General features: G+C 66.8%; 10 protein-coding genes. All 10 read left to right on the top strand.

Translation table 11 applies throughout. From position 1 onward, the window contains the following. Positions 1-138 precede the first annotated feature (138 nt). On the top strand, positions 139-1704 hold the full coding sequence (locus BM031_RS05035) for an NYN domain-containing protein (RefSeq protein ID WP_091871948.1): 1566 nt from the start codon (positions 139-141) through the stop codon (positions 1702-1704). A 128-nt stretch (positions 1705-1832) separates the two neighbouring features. Next, the gene (locus BM031_RS05030; RefSeq protein ID WP_229408588.1) at positions 1833-2249 is read left to right on the top strand and encodes a hypothetical protein; all 417 of its coding nucleotides are present in this window, start codon (positions 1833-1835) and stop codon (positions 2247-2249) included. Between the two features lie 100 nt (positions 2250-2349). Next, a complete protein-coding gene (locus BM031_RS05025) occupies positions 2350-3819 on the top strand; it encodes a sodium:solute symporter (protein ID WP_091871944.1) in 1470 nt (489 codons plus the stop codon). Positions 3820-3849: 30 nt separating this feature from the next. Continuing rightward, on the top strand, positions 3850-5706 hold the full coding sequence (gene sppA / locus BM031_RS05020) for a signal peptide peptidase SppA (RefSeq protein ID WP_091871941.1): 1857 nt from the start codon (positions 3850-3852) through the stop codon (positions 5704-5706). A 248-nt stretch (positions 5707-5954) separates the two neighbouring features. After that, on the top strand, positions 5955-7307 hold the full coding sequence (locus BM031_RS05015; protein WP_370660036.1) for an efflux RND transporter periplasmic adaptor subunit: 1353 nt from the start codon (positions 5955-5957) through the stop codon (positions 7305-7307). Between the two features lie 58 nt (positions 7308-7365). Further along, entirely contained in the window at positions 7366-10464 is a 3099-nt protein-coding gene (locus BM031_RS05010) for an efflux RND transporter permease subunit (RefSeq protein WP_091871936.1), read from the top strand. Continuing rightward, a complete protein-coding gene (locus BM031_RS05005; RefSeq protein ID WP_091871933.1) occupies positions 10461-13697 on the top strand; it encodes an efflux RND transporter permease subunit in 3237 nt (1078 codons plus the stop codon). The genes BM031_RS05010 and BM031_RS05005 overlap by 4 nt, the downstream gene beginning before the upstream one ends. Next, positions 13694-15097, top strand: a complete 1404-nt coding sequence (locus BM031_RS05000) for an efflux transporter outer membrane subunit (RefSeq protein ID WP_370660035.1) — start codon at positions 13694-13696, stop codon at positions 15095-15097. The genes BM031_RS05005 and BM031_RS05000 overlap by 4 nt, the downstream gene beginning before the upstream one ends. 146 nt (positions 15098-15243) lie before the next feature. Further along, positions 15244-16104, top strand: a complete 861-nt coding sequence (locus tag BM031_RS04995; protein WP_091871928.1) for a PEP-CTERM sorting domain-containing protein — start codon at positions 15244-15246, stop codon at positions 16102-16104. A gap of 74 nt (positions 16105-16178) precedes the next feature. Next, positions 16179-17054, top strand: coding sequence for a lysozyme inhibitor LprI family protein (locus BM031_RS04990; RefSeq protein WP_218147565.1), 876 nt, complete (start codon positions 16179-16181; stop codon positions 17052-17054). Positions 17055-17075 lie beyond the last annotated feature (21 nt).

Raw genomic sequence — 17075 nt, 5'->3', positions numbered from 1 at the left:
GGTCAGGGTCCGGAGAAGCAGGAATTATAGGGGAGTTGCTGGCGCGCACGACTGAATCGTGGCGGCGGGCGCGCGGGAACGGAAGTGTTGCGTATAATCCGGTCAGCTTGCCCACTTATTAATAGAAATAAACAACTCATGGCTTCTTCCGACAACATCAGCATGGCGGTGTTCTGCGACTTTGAAAACGTCGCACTTGGCGTACGCGACGCCAACTACGAAAAATTCGACATCAAGCCTGTGCTCGAGCGCCTGCTGCTCAAGGGCAGCATCGTCGTCAAGAAGGCATATTGCGACTGGGATCGCTACAAGGGCTTCAAGGCCCCGATGCACGAGGCGAATTTCGAGATGATCGAAATCCCCCATGTGCGCCAGTCCGGCAAGAATTCGGCCGACATCCGCCTCGTGGTCGATGCACTCGACCTGTGCTACACCAAGTCGCACGTCGACACCTTCGTGATCATTTCGGGCGACTCCGACTTTTCGCCGCTGGTCTCGAAGCTGCGCGAGAACGCCAAGCGCGTGATCGGCGTGGGCGTCAAGCAGTCGACTTCCGACCTCTTGGTGGCGAATTGCGACGAATTCATTTTCTATGACGACCTGGTGCGCGAAGTGCGCCGCGTCGCCGCCAAGCGCGACGAACGCAAGGCCGCCCCACAGAACAACAAGCGCCCGACCGACGACAAGCGCAAGGAAGAACTGGAAGCGCGCAAGGTGCAGGCGCTCGAGATGGTCGTCGAGACCTTCGACGCGCTCATCTCCGAACGCGGCGACACCGGCAAGATCTGGGCTTCGCTGCTGAAGGACACCCTCAAGCGCCGCCGTCCGGACTTCTCCGAAACCTATTACGGCTTCCGCACCTTCGGCAACCTGCTCGAAGAAGCGCAGACCCGCGGCCTGTTCGAATTCGGCCGCGACGAAAAATCGGGCACCTACGTATTCCGCAGCAGCGTGAATACTCCGGTGGCGATGCCGGCGCCGGAGCTGGTGGTGGTGCCGGAAGCGCGCGCCGACGAGGAAGAAGAGGGCCCGGACGAGGCCGAGGCAGCGGAAGCGCGCCCGGATCCGCGCCGCCGCCGTGGCGGACGCAACAAGGCCTCCTACCGGGGCGACGCCGCGGTCGCAGCGCCAGCCGTCGATGCCGCTCCCGAACCGATCGAACTCCAACCCGAACCGGCAGCGCCCGAAGCAGACGTCGCCGTGGCGACCGAAGACAAGCCGGACACGCGCCGCCGCAGCCGTGGCGGCCGCAACAAGGGCGCCGGCCGTGGCGAGGCCATGCCGGCCGCGCTGGACATGGGTGGCGCGAGCCAGGAAGACGCGCCAACAGCGCCGCTGCTTGACGAGCCGGAGGCGCCCGTCGTCGAGGCCGTTGCCGACGAGGTGGCCGACGCCCCGGCGCCGGCAGCCAAGGAACGCCGCCGCGCGCCGCGCAAGCCGGCCGCGCGCAAGGCTGCTGCGGCAGCCGAGGAAGCGGCGGTCGTCGAGGAAGCTGTTGTTGTACCAGCGCCAGCCGAACCGGCGCCGGTGGCCGCAATCGCGCCGGTCGCCGACGATGACTACGACGACGATACCAGCGACGACGTCGATGGCAACGTCGCCGAAGGCACGCCGGTGCGCAAGAAGCCAGCCGGTTCGGCCCGCAAGCCGGCCGCCCGCGGCGCCGCGCCGCGCGGTCGCCGCCCGGCCAAGCCGAAGGCGTGATGCCCGGCTGATTGCAGCAGCGGTGCGTGCGCCGCGTGCGCGCCGCTGCTGCAATAATGACATCGTCCGCCCCTGGCGGACCTGCCGGTGCGCCCGCCCGGCGTGAGCGACGTGCGAAGGAAGCTGCCATGCGACCCCTTGCCGGACTGTTCCTGCTGTCAGTCATCCACCTCGCGCAGGCTGCCCCGCCGGCCGACCATCCCATCCTCGGTATCTGGAAACTGAGCCTGCCCGACCTCAGTTGCTCGGAAACCTACCGCTTCCGCGGCGACGGGACCACCCTGGTGACGAGCGCCGAAGAAGTCTCCGAAAGCGAATACCGCATCCCCGACAAACCCAGCGCCAAGGGCTATTACCGGCTGGAAGACCGTATCGTGAAGGACAACGGCAAGAAGGATTGTTCCGGGGCGATCATGAAGGTCGGCACCAAGGCCATCAATTTCATTCGTTTTCACCCGTCGGGGGCGATTTTCCTGATGTGCGCCGATGAAACCATGAATGCGTGCATCGGGCCGTTCGAGCGGGTGAAGGGCGAGGAAGCCTAAATCCATAACCCGCAGATATGGTTAGAACAGTTTCACGGCGTTCCCGGTCGCAACGCTTAGGTGTATATTGCTGGGCGAAACGACAACGCACTGGAATTCCATGTCCCCGGTATTACTCTTCGCAATCCTCATCGGCTATTTCGCCCTTTTGCTCGGCGTCGCCTGGGCCACCTCGCGCAATGCCGACAACGACAGCTTCTTCATCGGTAACAAGAGCAGCAACTGGATGCTGGTGGCCTTCGGCATGGTCGGCACCACACTATCCGGCGCGACCTTCGTCAGCGTGCCGGGCGCGGTCGGCGCCGACGCCTTCGGCTACGCCCAGATCCTGATCGGCTATGTGTTCGGCTATATCGCCGTGGCCTATATCCTGCTGCCGCTGTACTACCGGCTCCAGCTCACCTCGATCTATCACTACCTCGACGTGCGCCTCGGGCGCCGCTCCTACCAGAGCGGGGCGGGCTTCTTCATCATTTCGCGCCTGCTGGGCGCGACCGCGCGGCTGTATTTGGTGGTCAACATCCTGCAGGCGATCATTCTGGACAGCCTGGGCATCCCGTTCTGGATCACCACCCTCGTCATCCTGGGCATGATCCTGATGTACACCTACCAGGGCGGCGTGAAAACCATCGTCTGGACCGACACCCTGCAGACCACCTGCATGCTGTTCGGCCTGTTCGCCTGCGTCTGGTTCCTGCTCGGCGAACTGGGCATGTCGGTGCCGCAAAGCCTGGACGCGATGCAGTCGCAGGGCTTATCAACCATCTTCACGACCGATTTCGACAGCCCCAACTTCTTCCTCAAGCAGATCCTGGCCGGCATCTTCATCGTGCTGACCATGACCGGCATGGACCAGGAGATGATGCAGAAGACCATCTCGGTCAAGACCCTGAAGGATTCGCAGAAGAACCTGCTCACGCTCACCGCCGTGCTGGTGGTGGTGTTGATGAGCTTCCTGTTCCTGGGTGGCCTGCTGTATCTGTACGCCCCGGTGGCCGGCGTAACCGCGACCGGCGACAAGATCTTCCCGGCCGTGGTCATGGGCCATTTGCCGGCCACGGTGCAAATCATTTTCCTGGTGGCCCTGATCTCGGCGCTGTTCCCAAGCGCGGACGGCGCCATCACGGCGCTGACCTCCTCGTTCTGCATCGATATCCTGGGCATCAAGCGCCGCACCGACCTGAGCGAGGCGGGCAAGGAAAGCCTGCGCCGCCGCGTGCACCTGGGCTTCGCGGCGCTGTTCCTGGTCCTGGTGATGGGCTTCAAGATGGCCGACAGCCCGAGCATGATCGTGGTCATCCTCAAGCTGGCGGCGTATACCTACGGTCCTCTGCTGGGCCTGTTCGCCTTCGGCATGCTGACCCGCCGCAGCCTGACCGACCGCCTGGTACCGTTCGTTACGATCGGCGCACCGATTCTTTGCGCCCTCCTTGAGTACAATCAGGAACACCTGCTCGGTTCTTACCGTCTCGGGCTGGAATTGCTCATGGTAAATGGCATACTCGTGTACGCTGGCCTGTTTGCGATTTCGCACAAGGAAAAGGCCGGCGCTGCCGCCGTCCCCGCCTGAGCAACCAATTTCACTATTAACGGAGTCTCGATGGCTTTCAAACCCCTGAGTGCGCTGCGCCGCGCCTTCGGCATGCTGTGGACCGCGGTCGACGTCAGCCGCCGCACCTTCATGAACCTGCTGTTCCTGCTGTTCGTGATCCTGGTCGTGATGGTCATGACCTCCGGCGGCGTCAAGCCGATCGGCGACAAGAGCGCCCTGGTGCTCGAGCTCAAGGGCGACCTGGTCGAGCAGTACCAGTCGAGCTTCCAGGATACGCTGCTCGACAGCGTCGGCGGCGACAGCAAGCGCAGCGTGCGCCTGCGCGACGTGCTGACCGTGCTCGATGCGGCGGCCAAGGACAAGAACATCGACACGGTCGTGCTGATGCTCGACCAGCTCGACGGCGGCGGCCTGGCCATGCTGCGCGAGATCGGCGCCGGCATCGACCGCGTCAAGGCGTCCGGCAAGAAGGTGGTGGCCTGGGGCGGCATGTACGACCAGAAGCGCTACCTGCTGGCCTCGCACGCCGACGAAGTCTACGTGCACCCGATGGGCATGGTGCTGATCGAAGGCTTCGGCGGGCGCCGCAACTACTACCGCGACGCGCTCGACAAGCTGGGCGTGACCGTCAACCTGATCAAGGTCGGGACCTACAAAAGCTTCGCCGAGCCGTATATCGCCAACGGGCCGTCCGAAGCCGCGCAGGAAGCCGACAGCTTCCTGTACAACGCGCTGTGGCAGGACTACACGGGGCAGGTCGAGAAGAACCGCAAGCTTGCCGGCGGCACCGTTGCCAAGTGGATCGAGACCCTGCCGCAGCAAATGGAAGCGGCCGGCGGCAGTGCGGCGCGCGTGGCCCAGCAGGCCAAACTGGTCGACGGCCTCAAGACCCGCGACGAGATCCGCGCGATGCTGGTCAAGCGCGGCGCCTACGACGAGCGGATCAAGTCCTTCCGCCAGGTCGGCTTCGGCGACTACCTCGAGCGCCAGCATCAAAAGCCCTTTGGTGACGCCGTGGGCGTGATTGTCGCCGCCGGCAATATCGTCGATGGCAGCAGCGGCCCGGGCAACGTGGGCGGCACCACCACCGCCAACCTGATCCGCCAGGCGCGCGAGGACGAACATATCAAGGCCGTCGTGCTGCGCGTCGATTCGCCCGGCGGCAGCGCCTATGCATCGGAACTGATCCGGCGCGAGCTGGAACTCACCCGCGCCGCCGGCAAGCCGGTGGTGGTGTCGATGGGCAGCGTGGCGGCGTCCGGCGGCTACTGGATCTCGATGGCGTCCGACGAAGTGATTGCCGACCCGGCCACCATCACCGGTTCGATCGGCGTGTTCACCATCTTGCCGACCGCCGAGAAGGTGAGCGACAAGCTGGGCATCCACACGGGCGGCTATACCACCACCTGGCTGGCCGACGCCTACAATCCGCTGCGCCCGCTCGACCCGCGTTTCAGCTCGCTGGTCCAGAGCAGCATCAACCACGTGTACAACGAGTTCACCACCCGGGCCGCGGCGGCGCGCAAGACCACCGTCGCCAAGATCGACGAAGTGGGGCAGGGCCGGGTCTGGACCGGCGCCCAGGCCAAGGAACGCGGCCTGGTCGATCGCCTGGGTAACTACCGCGACGCGCTGCAGTCGGCCGCCAAGCGCGCCAAGCTGGGCGAGGACTACCGCGTGGCCTACATCGAGCGCCCGGTCAGCCGCGTCGAGCGCTTCCTGAACATGATGGGTGCATCGACCGCCCAGGCCATCAACATCCAGGTGAAACTGGGCCTGATGGAAGCGGCCCTGCCGGCCGGTCCGATGGCCCAGGTGGCCGAAGACATGGCCTGGCTGAAGGACGTGGCCGACGGCCGCCGTCCTTTTGCCGCCGTGACCCACTGCATGTGCGGTACGCCCTGAGATTTGTAGCCGGTTTGTAACTGGCTGCGACAGGCAAAAGACGGGTGCGGGAGCGATTCCGCACCCGTTTTCCGTTTACTTCCGCCAATGGCGGGCATCGGTGTCAATCGGTGTAAAGACTGAACCGGCTATGTAACAGCGGGGTGCGCGCAATGTACGTTATGAAACATATGAAGTCGGACCGCCGTGCTACCCTTTTCGGGACTCAGTTGACTGAATAACATTCTGGCCGAAAGCACAAGATGAGCATGGATTTGCACACTCCCCCGAAGTCCGCCCTCACCAGCCCGCCGCTGCCCTCGCCCGAAGCGAAGCGCCGCAAGCGCCTGATCGGTACCGTCGTGGCCGTGCTGGCGATGATCGGGCTGGCTGCGCTCGCCTGGTACCTGACCCATCGTCCGGCCGGCGGCGTGGCCGGCGGCCCGCAGGGGGCGGCAGCCCAGGGCGGCGCCCCGGCCGGCGGTCCCGGCGGCGGTGGGCGCGGGGGGCGAGGCGGGCGCGGCGGGCCGGCCACCACGGTGGGCGTGGCCACGGCCGAACAGGTCGATATCCCGGTCAATATCGATGCCCTCGGCACGGTGGTGGCCGCCGCCACGGCGACCGTGCGGCCGCAGGTCTCGGGCGTGCTGCAAAAAATCCAGTTCACCGAAGGCCAGCTGGTCAAGGCCGGCCAGGTATTGGCCACGGTCGATCCGCGTCCGTTCCAGATGGCGCTGCTGCAGGCGCGCGGCCAGCGCCAGCGCGACGAAGCCCAGCTCGAAAGCGCGCGCCTGACCCTGTCGCGCTACCGCACCTTGCTCGACCAGGATTCGATCGCGCGCCAGGAAGTCGACACCCAGGCCGCCCTGGTCAAGCAGCTCGAGGGCACGGTGATGACCGATCGCGCCTCCGAAGGCGTGGCCCAGCTCAATGTCGGTTACACCCAGGTGAAGGCGCCGATTTCCGGACGCGTGGGCCTGCGCACGGTCGATATCGGCAACCTGGTGGGCAGCAGCGACGCCAACGGCGTGGCCGTGATCACCCAGCTGGCGCCGATCGACGTCGAATTCACGGTGCCGCAAGACCAGGTGCCGGCGCTGCAGGGGCGCATCGTGCAAAACGCCAAGCTGCCGGCCACCGCGCTGGACCGCACCCGCACCGACACGCTGGCGGCGGGCAGCTTCATCGCGCTCGACAACCAGGTGGACGTCCAGACCGGCACCGTGCGCGCCAAGGCGCGCTTCCCGAATACCGACGGCAAGCTGTTCCCCAGCCAGTTCGTCAACCTGCGCCTGCAGCTGAACCGCATCGAGAACGCCATCGTGGTGCCGGTGACGGCGCTGCGCCACGGGACCAAGGGCGACTTCGTGTACGTGCTCAATGCGGCCGACAAGACCGTGGCGCAGCGGCCCGTCACGCGCGGGCAGGCCACGGTGGACAAGGTGCAGATCGTCACCGGGTTGAAGGTGGGCGAGCAGGTGATCACGGAAGGGGCGGACCGGCTGCGCGATGGGGCCAAGGTGACCCTGCCGGGCGATCGGCCGGCGGGTGCGGGCGGCCAGCGTGGAGCCGGCGAAGGGCAGGGCGAGGGGCGTCGGCAACGGCAGGGGGCGCAGCAATGATGCTGGCTGCTCATCCAAACTTGGGTACCCGCCTGCGCGGGTACGACGGGGCTGACGAATGAGTCCATCGGCGCCGTTTATTCGTCGGCCGGTTGCCACGGCCCTGCTCATGCTGGCGATCGTGCTGGCGGGGATGGTGGGCTATCGCTTCCTGCCGCTGTCGGCGCTGCCGCAGGTGGACTTCCCGACCATCCAGGTGCAGACCCTGTACCCGGGCGCGAGCCCGGAAGTGATGGCGCGTACCGTCACGGCGCCGCTGGAACGCCAGTTCGGGCAGATGTCGGGCCTCACGCGCATGAGTTCCACCAGCGCGGCCGGGGTGTCGGTGGTGACCTTGCAATTTGGCCTGGGCCAGACGCTCGACGTGGCCGAGCAGGAAGTGCAGGCCGCCATCAATGCCGGCGGCTCGCTGCTGCCGACCGACTTGCCGGCCCCGCCCGTGTATGCCAAGGTCAACCCGGCCGACGCGCCGGTGCTCACCCTGGCGATCACGTCCGACACGCTGCCGCTCACCGAAGTGCAGAACCTGGTCAACACCCGCCTGGCCCTCAAGATCAGCCAGGTCTCGGGCGTGGGCCTGGTGTCGCTGTCGGGCGGGCAGCGCCCGGCCGTGCGGATCCAGGCCGATACCCAGGCGCTGGCCTCGTATGGCCTGGGCCTGGACACGCTGCGCACCGCCATCACCGGCGCCAACGCCAACAGCGCCAAGGGCAATTTCGACGGCCCCACGCGCTCGTATGCAATCAACGCCAACGACCAGCTGGTCACGGTCCCCGACTACCAGAACCTGATCGTTTCCTACCGCAACGGCGCCCCGATCCGCCTGAAGGACGTGGCGCGCGTGGTCGACAGCGCCGAGAACGTGCGCATCGGCGCCTGGGCCAACCTGAAGCCGGCCATCATCCTCAACGTGCAGCGCCAGCCGGGCGCCAACGTGATCGCCACCGTCGACGCCATCAAGGAACGCCTGCCCGAGCTGCAGGCCGGCATGCCGGCCTCGGTGCGCATGGACGTGCTGAGCGACCGTACCGCCGGCATCCGCGCCTCGGTGGAACACGTGCAGCTGGAACTGCTGCTGGCCGTGGTGCTGGTGGTGCTGGTGATCTTCGCCTTCCTGCACAGCATCCGCGCCACCATCATCGCCAGCCTGGCGGTGCCGATCTCCCTGATCGGCACCTTCGGCATCATGTACCTGATGGGCTACTCTTTGAACAACCTCTCGCTGATGGCGCTGACGATTGCCACCGGCTTCGTGGTGGACGACGCGATCGTCATGATCGAGAACATCGCGCGCTATATCGAAGAGGGCGAACAGCCGATGGCGGCGGCAGTAAAGGGCGCGGCGCAGATCGGCTTCACCATCATTTCGCTGACCGTCTCGCTGATCGCCGTGCTGATCCCGCTGCTGTTCATGGGCGATGTGGTCGGCCGCCTGTTCCGCGAGTTCGCGGTGACGCTGGCCGTGACCATCCTGATCTCGGGGGTGGTGTCCCTGACCCTGGTGCCGATGATGTCGGCGCGCTGGCTCAAGAGCCATGAAGAAGAACGCCCGGGCCGCTTCGCGCAGAAGACCCAGGCCTTCTTTGACCGCGTGATCCAGCGCTACGACGTGGCGCTGGGCTGGGTGCTGGCGCGCCAGGGCCTGACCCTGCTGGTGGCGCTCGGCACGCTGCTGCTGACGGTGCTGCTGTGGATGATCATCCCGAAAGGCCTGTTCCCGACCCAGGACACCGGCCAGCTGCAGGCCAGGCTCCAGGCGCGCCAGTCGATCTCGTATGCCGATATGGCCAAGCTGCAGCAGCAGGCGGCGGCCGAAGTGCTGAAGGACCCGGCGGTTGCGTCGCTCAGTTCCTACGTGGGCGTGGACGCGGCCAACAATACGATGCTCCATACCGGCACCATGCTGATCAACCTGAAGCGCGAGGACCGCGAAGACCAGAATGAGGTCATGGCGCGCCTGCGCAGCCGCGTGGCGAATGTGGCCGGCGTGACCATGTTCCTGCAGCCGACGCAGGACCTGACCATCGACGCCGAGAGCGGCCCGACCCAGTACCGGCTGTCGATCGAGGGCGCCGACAGCGCCACCGTCAACGAATGGGCGAGGAAGCTGGTCGCGCAAATGGGCACCCGCAAGGAGCTGCGCAACGTCGTCACCGACGCCGGCGCCACCGGCGCTGCGGCCTTCATCGACATCGACCGCGACACCGCCTCGCGCCTGTCGATCACGGCGGCCTCGATCGACGACGCGCTGTACAGCGCTTTTGGCCAGCGCATCGTATCGACCATCTTCACCGAAACCAACCAGTACCGCGTGATCCTGGAAGCCCAGCAGGACGGGCCGATGTCGCCGGCCTCGCTCGATGGGCTGCAGCTGCGCACCGGCTCCGGCCAGGCCACGCCCCTGTCGGCGGTGGCCACCGTTCGCGAAGCGCAGGCGCCGCTGCAGGTCACCCACGTGGCCCAGTACCCGGCCACCACCATCGGCTTCGATACCGCCGCCGGCGTGTCGCTGGGTACGGCGGTCGACGCGATCCGCGAGGCCGGCGAAGACATCAAGATGCCGTCCTCGGTCGCGATGACCTTCCTCGGCGCATCGGGCGCCTACCAGGCTTCGCTGTCGAACCAGCTGTGGCTGATCCTGGCCGCGGTGGTGTGCGTGTACATCGTGCTGGGCGTGCTGTACGAGAGCTATATCCACCCGCTGACCATCCTGTCCACGCTGCCCTCGGCCGGCGTGGGCGCGCTGCTGGCGCTGTGGGTGACGGGGCAGGGACTGGGCGTGATCGGCATCATCGGCATCATCCTCCTGATCGGCATCGTCAAGAAGAACGCCATCATGATGATCGACTTCGCCATCGAGGCCGAGCGCGACCAGGGCAAGAGCGCGCTGGACGCGATCCGCCAGGCCGCGCTGCTGCGCTTCCGCCCGATTTTAATGACGACGCTCGCCGCGCTGTTTGCCGCCGTGCCGCTGATGCTGGGCTGGGGCGAGGGCGCCGAACTGCGCCGGCCGCTGGGCCTGGCGATCTTCGGCGGCCTGATCGTCAGCCAGTTGCTGACGCTGTTCACCACCCCGGTGATCTACCTGGCGTTCGACCGCCTGGCGCAACGCCGCACCGGAAAAGCCCCGAACAAAGCCGAGAGGGTCGGCGCATGAATCTGTCGCGGCCCTTCGTCGAACGCCCGATCGCCACCGTCCTGCTGACGCTGGGGATCGCGCTGGCCGGCATCGCCGCCTTTTTCGTGCTGCCGGTGTCGCCGCTGCCGCAGGTGGACTACCCGACCATTTCGGTGTCGGCCTCGCTGCCCGGAGCCAGCCCGGAGACCATGGCCTCGAGCGTGGCGACGCCGCTGGAACGGCGCCTGGGCGTGATCGCGGGTGTCAACGAGATGACGTCGAACAGCAGCAACGGCTCGACCCGGGTCAGCCTGCAGTTCGACCTGAACCGCAAGATCGACTCGGCCGCGCGCGAAGTGCAGGCCGCGATCAACGCCGCCCGCGCCGACCTGCCGGCCACCCTGCGCAGCAACCCGACCTACCGCAAGGCCAACCCGTCGGACGCGCCGGTGATCATCCTGGCGCTCACGTCGAAAACCCGCTCGCCCGGCCAGATCTACGAATCGGTCTCCAACCTGGTACAGCAGCGCCTGGCGCAGGTGAAGGGGGTAGGCGAAGTCGAGATCGGCGGCGGCTCGCTGCCGGCCGTGCGGGTGGAGCTGCTGCCGTATGCGCTGAACAAATATGGCGTCTCGAGCGAAGACGTGCGCGCCGCGATCCAGGCCACCAACGCCAATCGCCCGAAGGGCGCGATCGAAGGCAGCGGCAACCGCTTCCAGATCTATTCGGCGCCGTCGATGAGCAATGGCGGGCGCACCGCCTCCGACTACCGCGAGCTGGTGGTGGCCTGGCGCGACGGCGGCGCGATCCGGCTACAGGATGTGGCGGACGTGATCGACGGCGTCGAGAATATCAACACGCTGGGCCTGTTCAACGGCGAGCCGGCCGTCATCGTGCTGGTCACGCGCCAGCCGGACGCCAACGTGATCGAGACCGTGGACGGGGTGCGCGCGCTGCTGCCCTCGCTGCAGGCCCAGTTGCCGGGCGACGTGACCCTGCAGGTGGCGTCGGACCGCACCAATTCGATCCGCTCCTCGCTGCACGAGATCGAATTCACGCTGGTGATCTCGATTTTGCTGGTGGTGCTGGTGGTGAGCGTGTTCCTGCGCAGCGTGCGCGCCACCATCATTCCGGCGGTGGCCACCATCGTGTCCTTGCTGGGCACCTTTGGCGTCATGTACATGCTGGGCTTCAGCCTGAACAACCTGTCGCTGATGGCGCTCACGGTGGCCACCGGCTTCGTGGTCGACGACGCCATCGTGGTGCTGGAGAATACCGCGCGCCACCTGGAATCGGGCATGGACCGCATGAAGGCGGCGCTGCTGGGCGCGCGCGAAGTGGGTTTTACTGTCCTGTCGATCTCGCTGTCGCTGGTGGCGGTGTTCATTCCGCTGCTGTTCATGGGCGGGCAGGTAGGGCGGCTGTTCCGCGAGTTCGCCGTCACGCTGTCGGCGGCGGTGCTGATCTCGCTGGTGATTTCGCTCACCACCACGCCGATGATGTGCGCCTGGCTGCTGAAAAAGGAGAACAAGGAGCGCAAGCCGGGGCGCATGGCGCGCTGGTCCGAGAACGGCTTTGCCCGCGTGCTGCGCGGGTATGAGCACTCGCTCGACTGGGCGCTCGACAGCAAGCTGCTCGTCATGATCATCCTGGCCTTCGTGGTGGGCCTGAACGTCTACCTGTTCTCGGCCGCGCCCAAGGGCTTTTTCCCCCAGCAGGACACCGGCCAGCTCAATGGCGGCCTGCGCGCCGACCAGAGCATCTCCTTCCAGGCCATGCAGGGCAAGCTGCGCCAGCTGGTGGGCATCATCAAGCGCGACCCGGCGGTGGACACGGTAGTGGCATTCACCGGCGGCGGGCGCGCCGGCGGCGGCTTCATGTTCATCAACCTCAAACCGGTGCGCGAGCGCGCGGACGGGGACACCGGCCAGGCCGTCATCGCGCGCCTGCGGCCCAAGCTGGCGCGCGTCACCGGCGTGTCGATCTTCCTGAACCCGGTGCAGGACCTGCGCATGGGCGGGCGCTCCAGCAATTCGACCTACCAGTACACCCTGAAGAGCGACAACGCCGCCGACCTGAAACTGTGGGCCACGCGCCTGGCCGAAGCCATGAAGCGCCAGCCGGCGCTGGTGGACGTCGACACCGACCAGGCCGAGAACGGTGTCGAGACCTTCGTCACCGTCGACAAGGACACCGCCTCGCGCCTGGGAATCAATACGCGCGACATCAACAATGCGCTGTACAACAACTTCGGCCAGCGCCAGGTAGCCAACATCTACGATGAGCTGAACCAGTACCACGTGATCATGGGCGTGGCGCAGCGCTACGCCCAGTCGCCGGAAGCCCTGCGCGACGTCTACGTGCCGGCGCGTCCCACGACGTCGGGCACTGGCACTGCCACCACCGCTACGCCGGCCACGCCTGGCAACCTGACGGCCGCGCGCGACCCCTCCAGCGGCCAGGCCTTGTCGAGCACCGGCACCACCATGGTGCCGCTGATGGCGATTGCCAGCTTCGCCGAGAGCTCCACGCCCAGCTCGGTCAGCCACCAGGACGGCGAGCTGGCGACGACCGTTTCGTTCAACCTGCCCGACGGCGTCAACCTGGAGGATGGCAAGCTGGCCGTGAAGCAGGCCGAAGCCGACATCGGCATGCCGAACAATGTGCGCGGCAGCTTCCAGGGCACGGCGCGCGCGGCCGAGGAATCGAACAAGGAGCAGCCGATGCTGATCCTGGCGGCCATCGTCGTGATCTACATCGTGCTGGGCATCCTGTACGAAAGCCTGGTGCACCCGGTGACGGTGCTGTCCACGCTGCCCTCGGCCGGCGTCGGCGCCGTACTGGCGCTGCTGCTGTTCAAGATGGAGTTCTCGATCATCGCGCTGATCGGGGTCTTCCTCCTGATCGGCATCGTGAAGAAGAACGCGATCCTGATCATCGACTTCGCGCTCGAATCGGAACGGGCGCGCGGCCTGAGCGCGATGGAGGCGGTGCGCGAAGCCTGCCTGCTGCGCTTCCGCCCGATCCTGATGACGACCCTGGCCGCGGCGCTGGGCGCACTGCCGCTGGCGATCGGCTTCGGCGAAGGCTCGGAGCTGCGCCGCCCGCTCGGCATCGCCATCATCGGCGGCCTGATCGCCAGCCAGGTCCTGACCCTGCTTACCACCCCGGTCGTCTACGTCCTGCTCGACAAGCTGCGCAGCAAGAAGCAGGACGAGCGCGCGCTGACCCGCCACGCCGACCTGGACGACCCGACTCCCGTTAAACCATGAAGCCCATGCGAATCCACTCCATCTTCCGCCTGCACGTCCTTGCCCTGGCAGCCAGCCTGCTTGCCGGCTGCGCCGTCGGTCCCGCCTACCAGCGGCCCACGACGCCCGAGCCGGTGGCCTGGAAGGAAGCCGAAGGCTGGGTGCCGGCGGCGCCCGCCGATGCGCTCGAACGCGGGCCGTGGTGGCAGCTGTTCAACGATCCGCTGCTCGACGAGCTGGCGGCCAGCGTTGAGGTCTCGAACCAGAACGTGGCGGTGGCGGTGGCCAACTATGCGCAGGCGCGGGCCCAGGTGGCGCAGCAGCGCGCCGCGCTGTTCCCGAGCGTGAGCCTTGGCCTGTCCGGGGACCGCAGCGGGGTGCGCGGGCAGGGCGCCGACAGTGCCTACCGCCTGAACCTGGGCGGCAGCTGGGAACCCGACGTGTGGGGACGCCTGCGCGCCGGCGTCACCAGCGCCCAGGCGGGCGCGGACGCCACCGCCGCCGACCTGGCCAGCGCCCGCCTGTCGGCCCAGGGCGAGCTGGCCGCCAACTACTTCACCGTGCGCGCCCTCGACGCCCAGCGCGCGCTGCTGGCCCGCACCATCACCGGCTACGAGCGCGAACTGCAGATCACCCAGAACCGCTTCAATGTCGGCATCGTGGCGCGCACCGACGTGCTGCAGGCAGAGACCCAGCTCGCCAACGCCCGCAACGACGAACTGTCGCTGCGCCGCCAGCGCGCCCAGTTCGAGCACGCCATCGCCATCCTGGTCGGCAAGGCCCCGGCCGAGTTTACCTTGGCGGCGCTGCCGGAATGGCGCGTGAGCGTGCCGGCGATTCCGGTGGGCGTGCCGGCCACGCTGCTGCAGCGCCGTCCCGACATCGCCGCAGCGGAGCGCGACGTGGCGGCGGCGAATGCGGAGATCGGCATCGCCCGCGCCGCCTACTTCCCCAACATTGGCCTGAGCGGCTCGCTGGGCACGGGCGGCAGCCGGGTGGGCGACCTGTTCTCGGCCTCGAATGCGGCCTGGTCGTTCGGGCTGTCGGCGGCGCAGTCGATCTTCAATGCCGGAGCGACCCGCGCCAGCGTGGCCGGCGCCGAGGCGCGCCACCAGGCGGCGGTGGCGCGCTACCGCCAGACCGTGCTGACGGCGTTCGCCGACGTGGAAGACCAGCTCACCGCGGTGCGGGTGCTGGAGCAGCAGCAGGACCTGCGCCGCATTGCCTCAGAGTCGGCCGACAAGGTGGAGCAGCAGATCATGAACCGTTATCGGGCAGGGCAGGTGAGCTATTCGGAAGTGGTGCAGGCACAGGCCACGGCCCTGAACGCGCGGCGCTCGCTGGTGCAGGTGCAGGCCGATCGCCAGTCGGCGGCGGTGGCGCTGATCCAGGCGCTGGGCGGAGGCTGGCACGCAGGATAATTTCTGTCGAAAAATCTTACACTTCGGAAAGGATATTATCGACCTCTTTATGCAAGTCATTGATTATTATCCAAAAGAAATTTAGATTTCTTGCTGGCATCGAAATTGCTTATACTTTCGTGTCAATTACACGAAAGATCTTTAGCATGCCAAACCTGCTCCGCTCTGCCCTGATCCTGGCCGCCTTTGGCGCCACCGGCATCGCCCAAGCCGCCGTCATTCCCGCCAATGTCAAGGTGACCGAGGTCGCCAGCGTCCCGGCGCTGAACACCTGGTACCGCGCCAATGTGGCCGGCACCGGCACGGTGGCGGAAATCAACGGCTCGCAAGCGCGCAACGGCAACGGCTCGGTCGAGATGGCCCTGAGCGGCGGCAACAGCAGCAAGGCCGATTATGTCTTCACCTGGGGCTACGTCCCGGGCCGCACCCTGGGCAACCTGAACACCCTGGGCTTCGACTGGTTCCGCGCTACCAGCAGCGACACCACTGCGCACCTGGCGCCGGCCATGCGCTTGCGGTACGACCGCGACGGCCTGGCGAGCACCACGGACGACCTCGGCTACCTGATCTGGGAGCACGCCTACATCGGTACCGGCGCGCCAACCGCGGCGCCGGAAAACACCTGGGTTTCCAGCGACATCCTGCAAGGCGACTTCTGGCAGCGCCAGTCGCCATGGACTTCGCCAACGGGACAGAAGTTTGCCGGCGTCACCATCGAGGACTACAACATCGACCTGACGGAATGGATGAACGGCTCCTCCCCGGCCAATGCCGACAAGCTGGGCGCCGGATCGGCCATCCTCGGCATCGAATTCGGCATCGGCTCGGGCTGGTCCAATTCGTTCCAGGGTAACGTCGACAACGTCCGTTTCGGTTTTGCCGGCCAGACCCCGACCAACTTCAATTTTGAACTTGCGGCTGCCGATGTTCCCGAGCCGGCCAGCCTGGCGCTGTTCGGCCAGGGCGTCCTCGGTTTCGCCGCTGCGCGCCGCCGCAAGCAGAAGTAAGTATCGGCCTGCAGTGTGGCCAGCTGCTGCGCGGCTGGGTATGATCGGGGACCGACAACGGCTCCCGAATCGCCATGACTGACGTGAAGCAGATCCTCGCGCTGGCGCTACTTGCGGCCAGTGCGGCCGCCGGCGCCGCGCCCGCGTCACACCCGAGCGCGTGGGTGCTGGCGTATGCAGGAAAATCCACCAACAGCTTCATCTGGGACAAGCGCGCGCGAGCCCTGGTCCAGTCACGCGTGCCCGCCGCGCTGGCGCGCGATGTCCTGGCCGGGCTGGGCGCCCCCCCGGGCCCGGTGCTCGTCGAGGCCGGCCGCTATATGGCGGCCTCCGCCTGCGTCCACCATTACTGTCCCGACAAGGGTTTCTTCTGGATCGACAGCCGCACTGGCGCCGGCCTGGGCGCCTACTTCGCCGAAGCCGGCAGCGTGCTGCGGCTCGGCTCCAACGCCGTCGATGCCCAGCGTATTCCAGCGCCGGCGCAGCAGGCCCTGGTCGCCTGGCTGGGCGAATATGGCCTCAGGCCGGAAACGGTCTCGTTCGTTTCACGCAGCGGCCGGCCGACCCCGCTGCCGCCAGCGCCCTTCGTCCCGCGCTCGTATTTTCAAGCGCCGCGCGGTGGCCCGTCCTTTGACTGCGGCAAGGCCGCGACGTCGGTGGAGCAGGCCATCTGCGCCGACGCTGCGCTGTCGCGGCATGACCTGGAACTGGCCCGCTTGGTGAGGGAGGTGCGGCACGGGCATGCCACGCTGGACGCCCGCGCCGAGCTGCTGGCGCTGCAGCGGCGCTGGCTCAGGGAGCGCGATGCACGCTGCGGGCAGCCTGCCGGCCAGGCCGCCTGCATCGGTGCGCAGTACCGCGCCCAGCATGAACGAATCAGCAACTGGGTACCGTCAGGTGCGGCGCGCGAGCCCGTCAATACGCCAAAAAACGACCCCATGCATATGTAAGAAAGCTATACTCCGGGCTGC

It is taken from the genome of Massilia yuzhufengensis, assembly GCF_900112225.1.
Taxonomy (GTDB): domain Bacteria; phylum Pseudomonadota; class Gammaproteobacteria; order Burkholderiales; family Burkholderiaceae_D; genus Telluria; species Telluria yuzhufengensis.
Note: the sequence above shows the minus strand (reverse complement) of the source record. Positions and strands in the feature narration are given on the sequence as shown.

Excerpts from the sequence above, each read along its gene's own strand:
- BM031_RS05035 (WP_091871948.1), top strand. The coding sequence starts at position 139 with ATGGCTTCTTCCGACAACATCAGCATGGCGGTGTTCTGCGACTTTGAA.
- BM031_RS05030 (WP_229408588.1), top strand. The coding sequence starts at position 1,833 with ATGCGACCCCTTGCCGGACTGTTCCTGCTGTCAGTCATCCACCTCGCG.
- BM031_RS05025 (WP_091871944.1), top strand. The coding sequence starts at position 2,350 with ATGTCCCCGGTATTACTCTTCGCAATCCTCATCGGCTATTTCGCCCTT.
- sppA (WP_091871941.1), top strand. The coding sequence starts at position 3,850 with ATGGCTTTCAAACCCCTGAGTGCGCTGCGCCGCGCCTTCGGCATGCTG.
- BM031_RS05015 (WP_370660036.1), top strand. The coding sequence starts at position 5,955 with ATGGATTTGCACACTCCCCCGAAGTCCGCCCTCACCAGCCCGCCGCTG.
- BM031_RS05010 (WP_091871936.1), top strand. The coding sequence starts at position 7,366 with ATGAGTCCATCGGCGCCGTTTATTCGTCGGCCGGTTGCCACGGCCCTG.
- BM031_RS05005 (WP_091871933.1), top strand. The coding sequence starts at position 10,461 with ATGAATCTGTCGCGGCCCTTCGTCGAACGCCCGATCGCCACCGTCCTG.
- BM031_RS05000 (WP_370660035.1), top strand. The coding sequence starts at position 13,694 with ATGAAGCCCATGCGAATCCACTCCATCTTCCGCCTGCACGTCCTTGCC.
- BM031_RS04995 (WP_091871928.1), top strand. The coding sequence starts at position 15,244 with ATGCCAAACCTGCTCCGCTCTGCCCTGATCCTGGCCGCCTTTGGCGCC.
- BM031_RS04990 (WP_218147565.1), top strand. The coding sequence starts at position 16,179 with ATGACTGACGTGAAGCAGATCCTCGCGCTGGCGCTACTTGCGGCCAGT.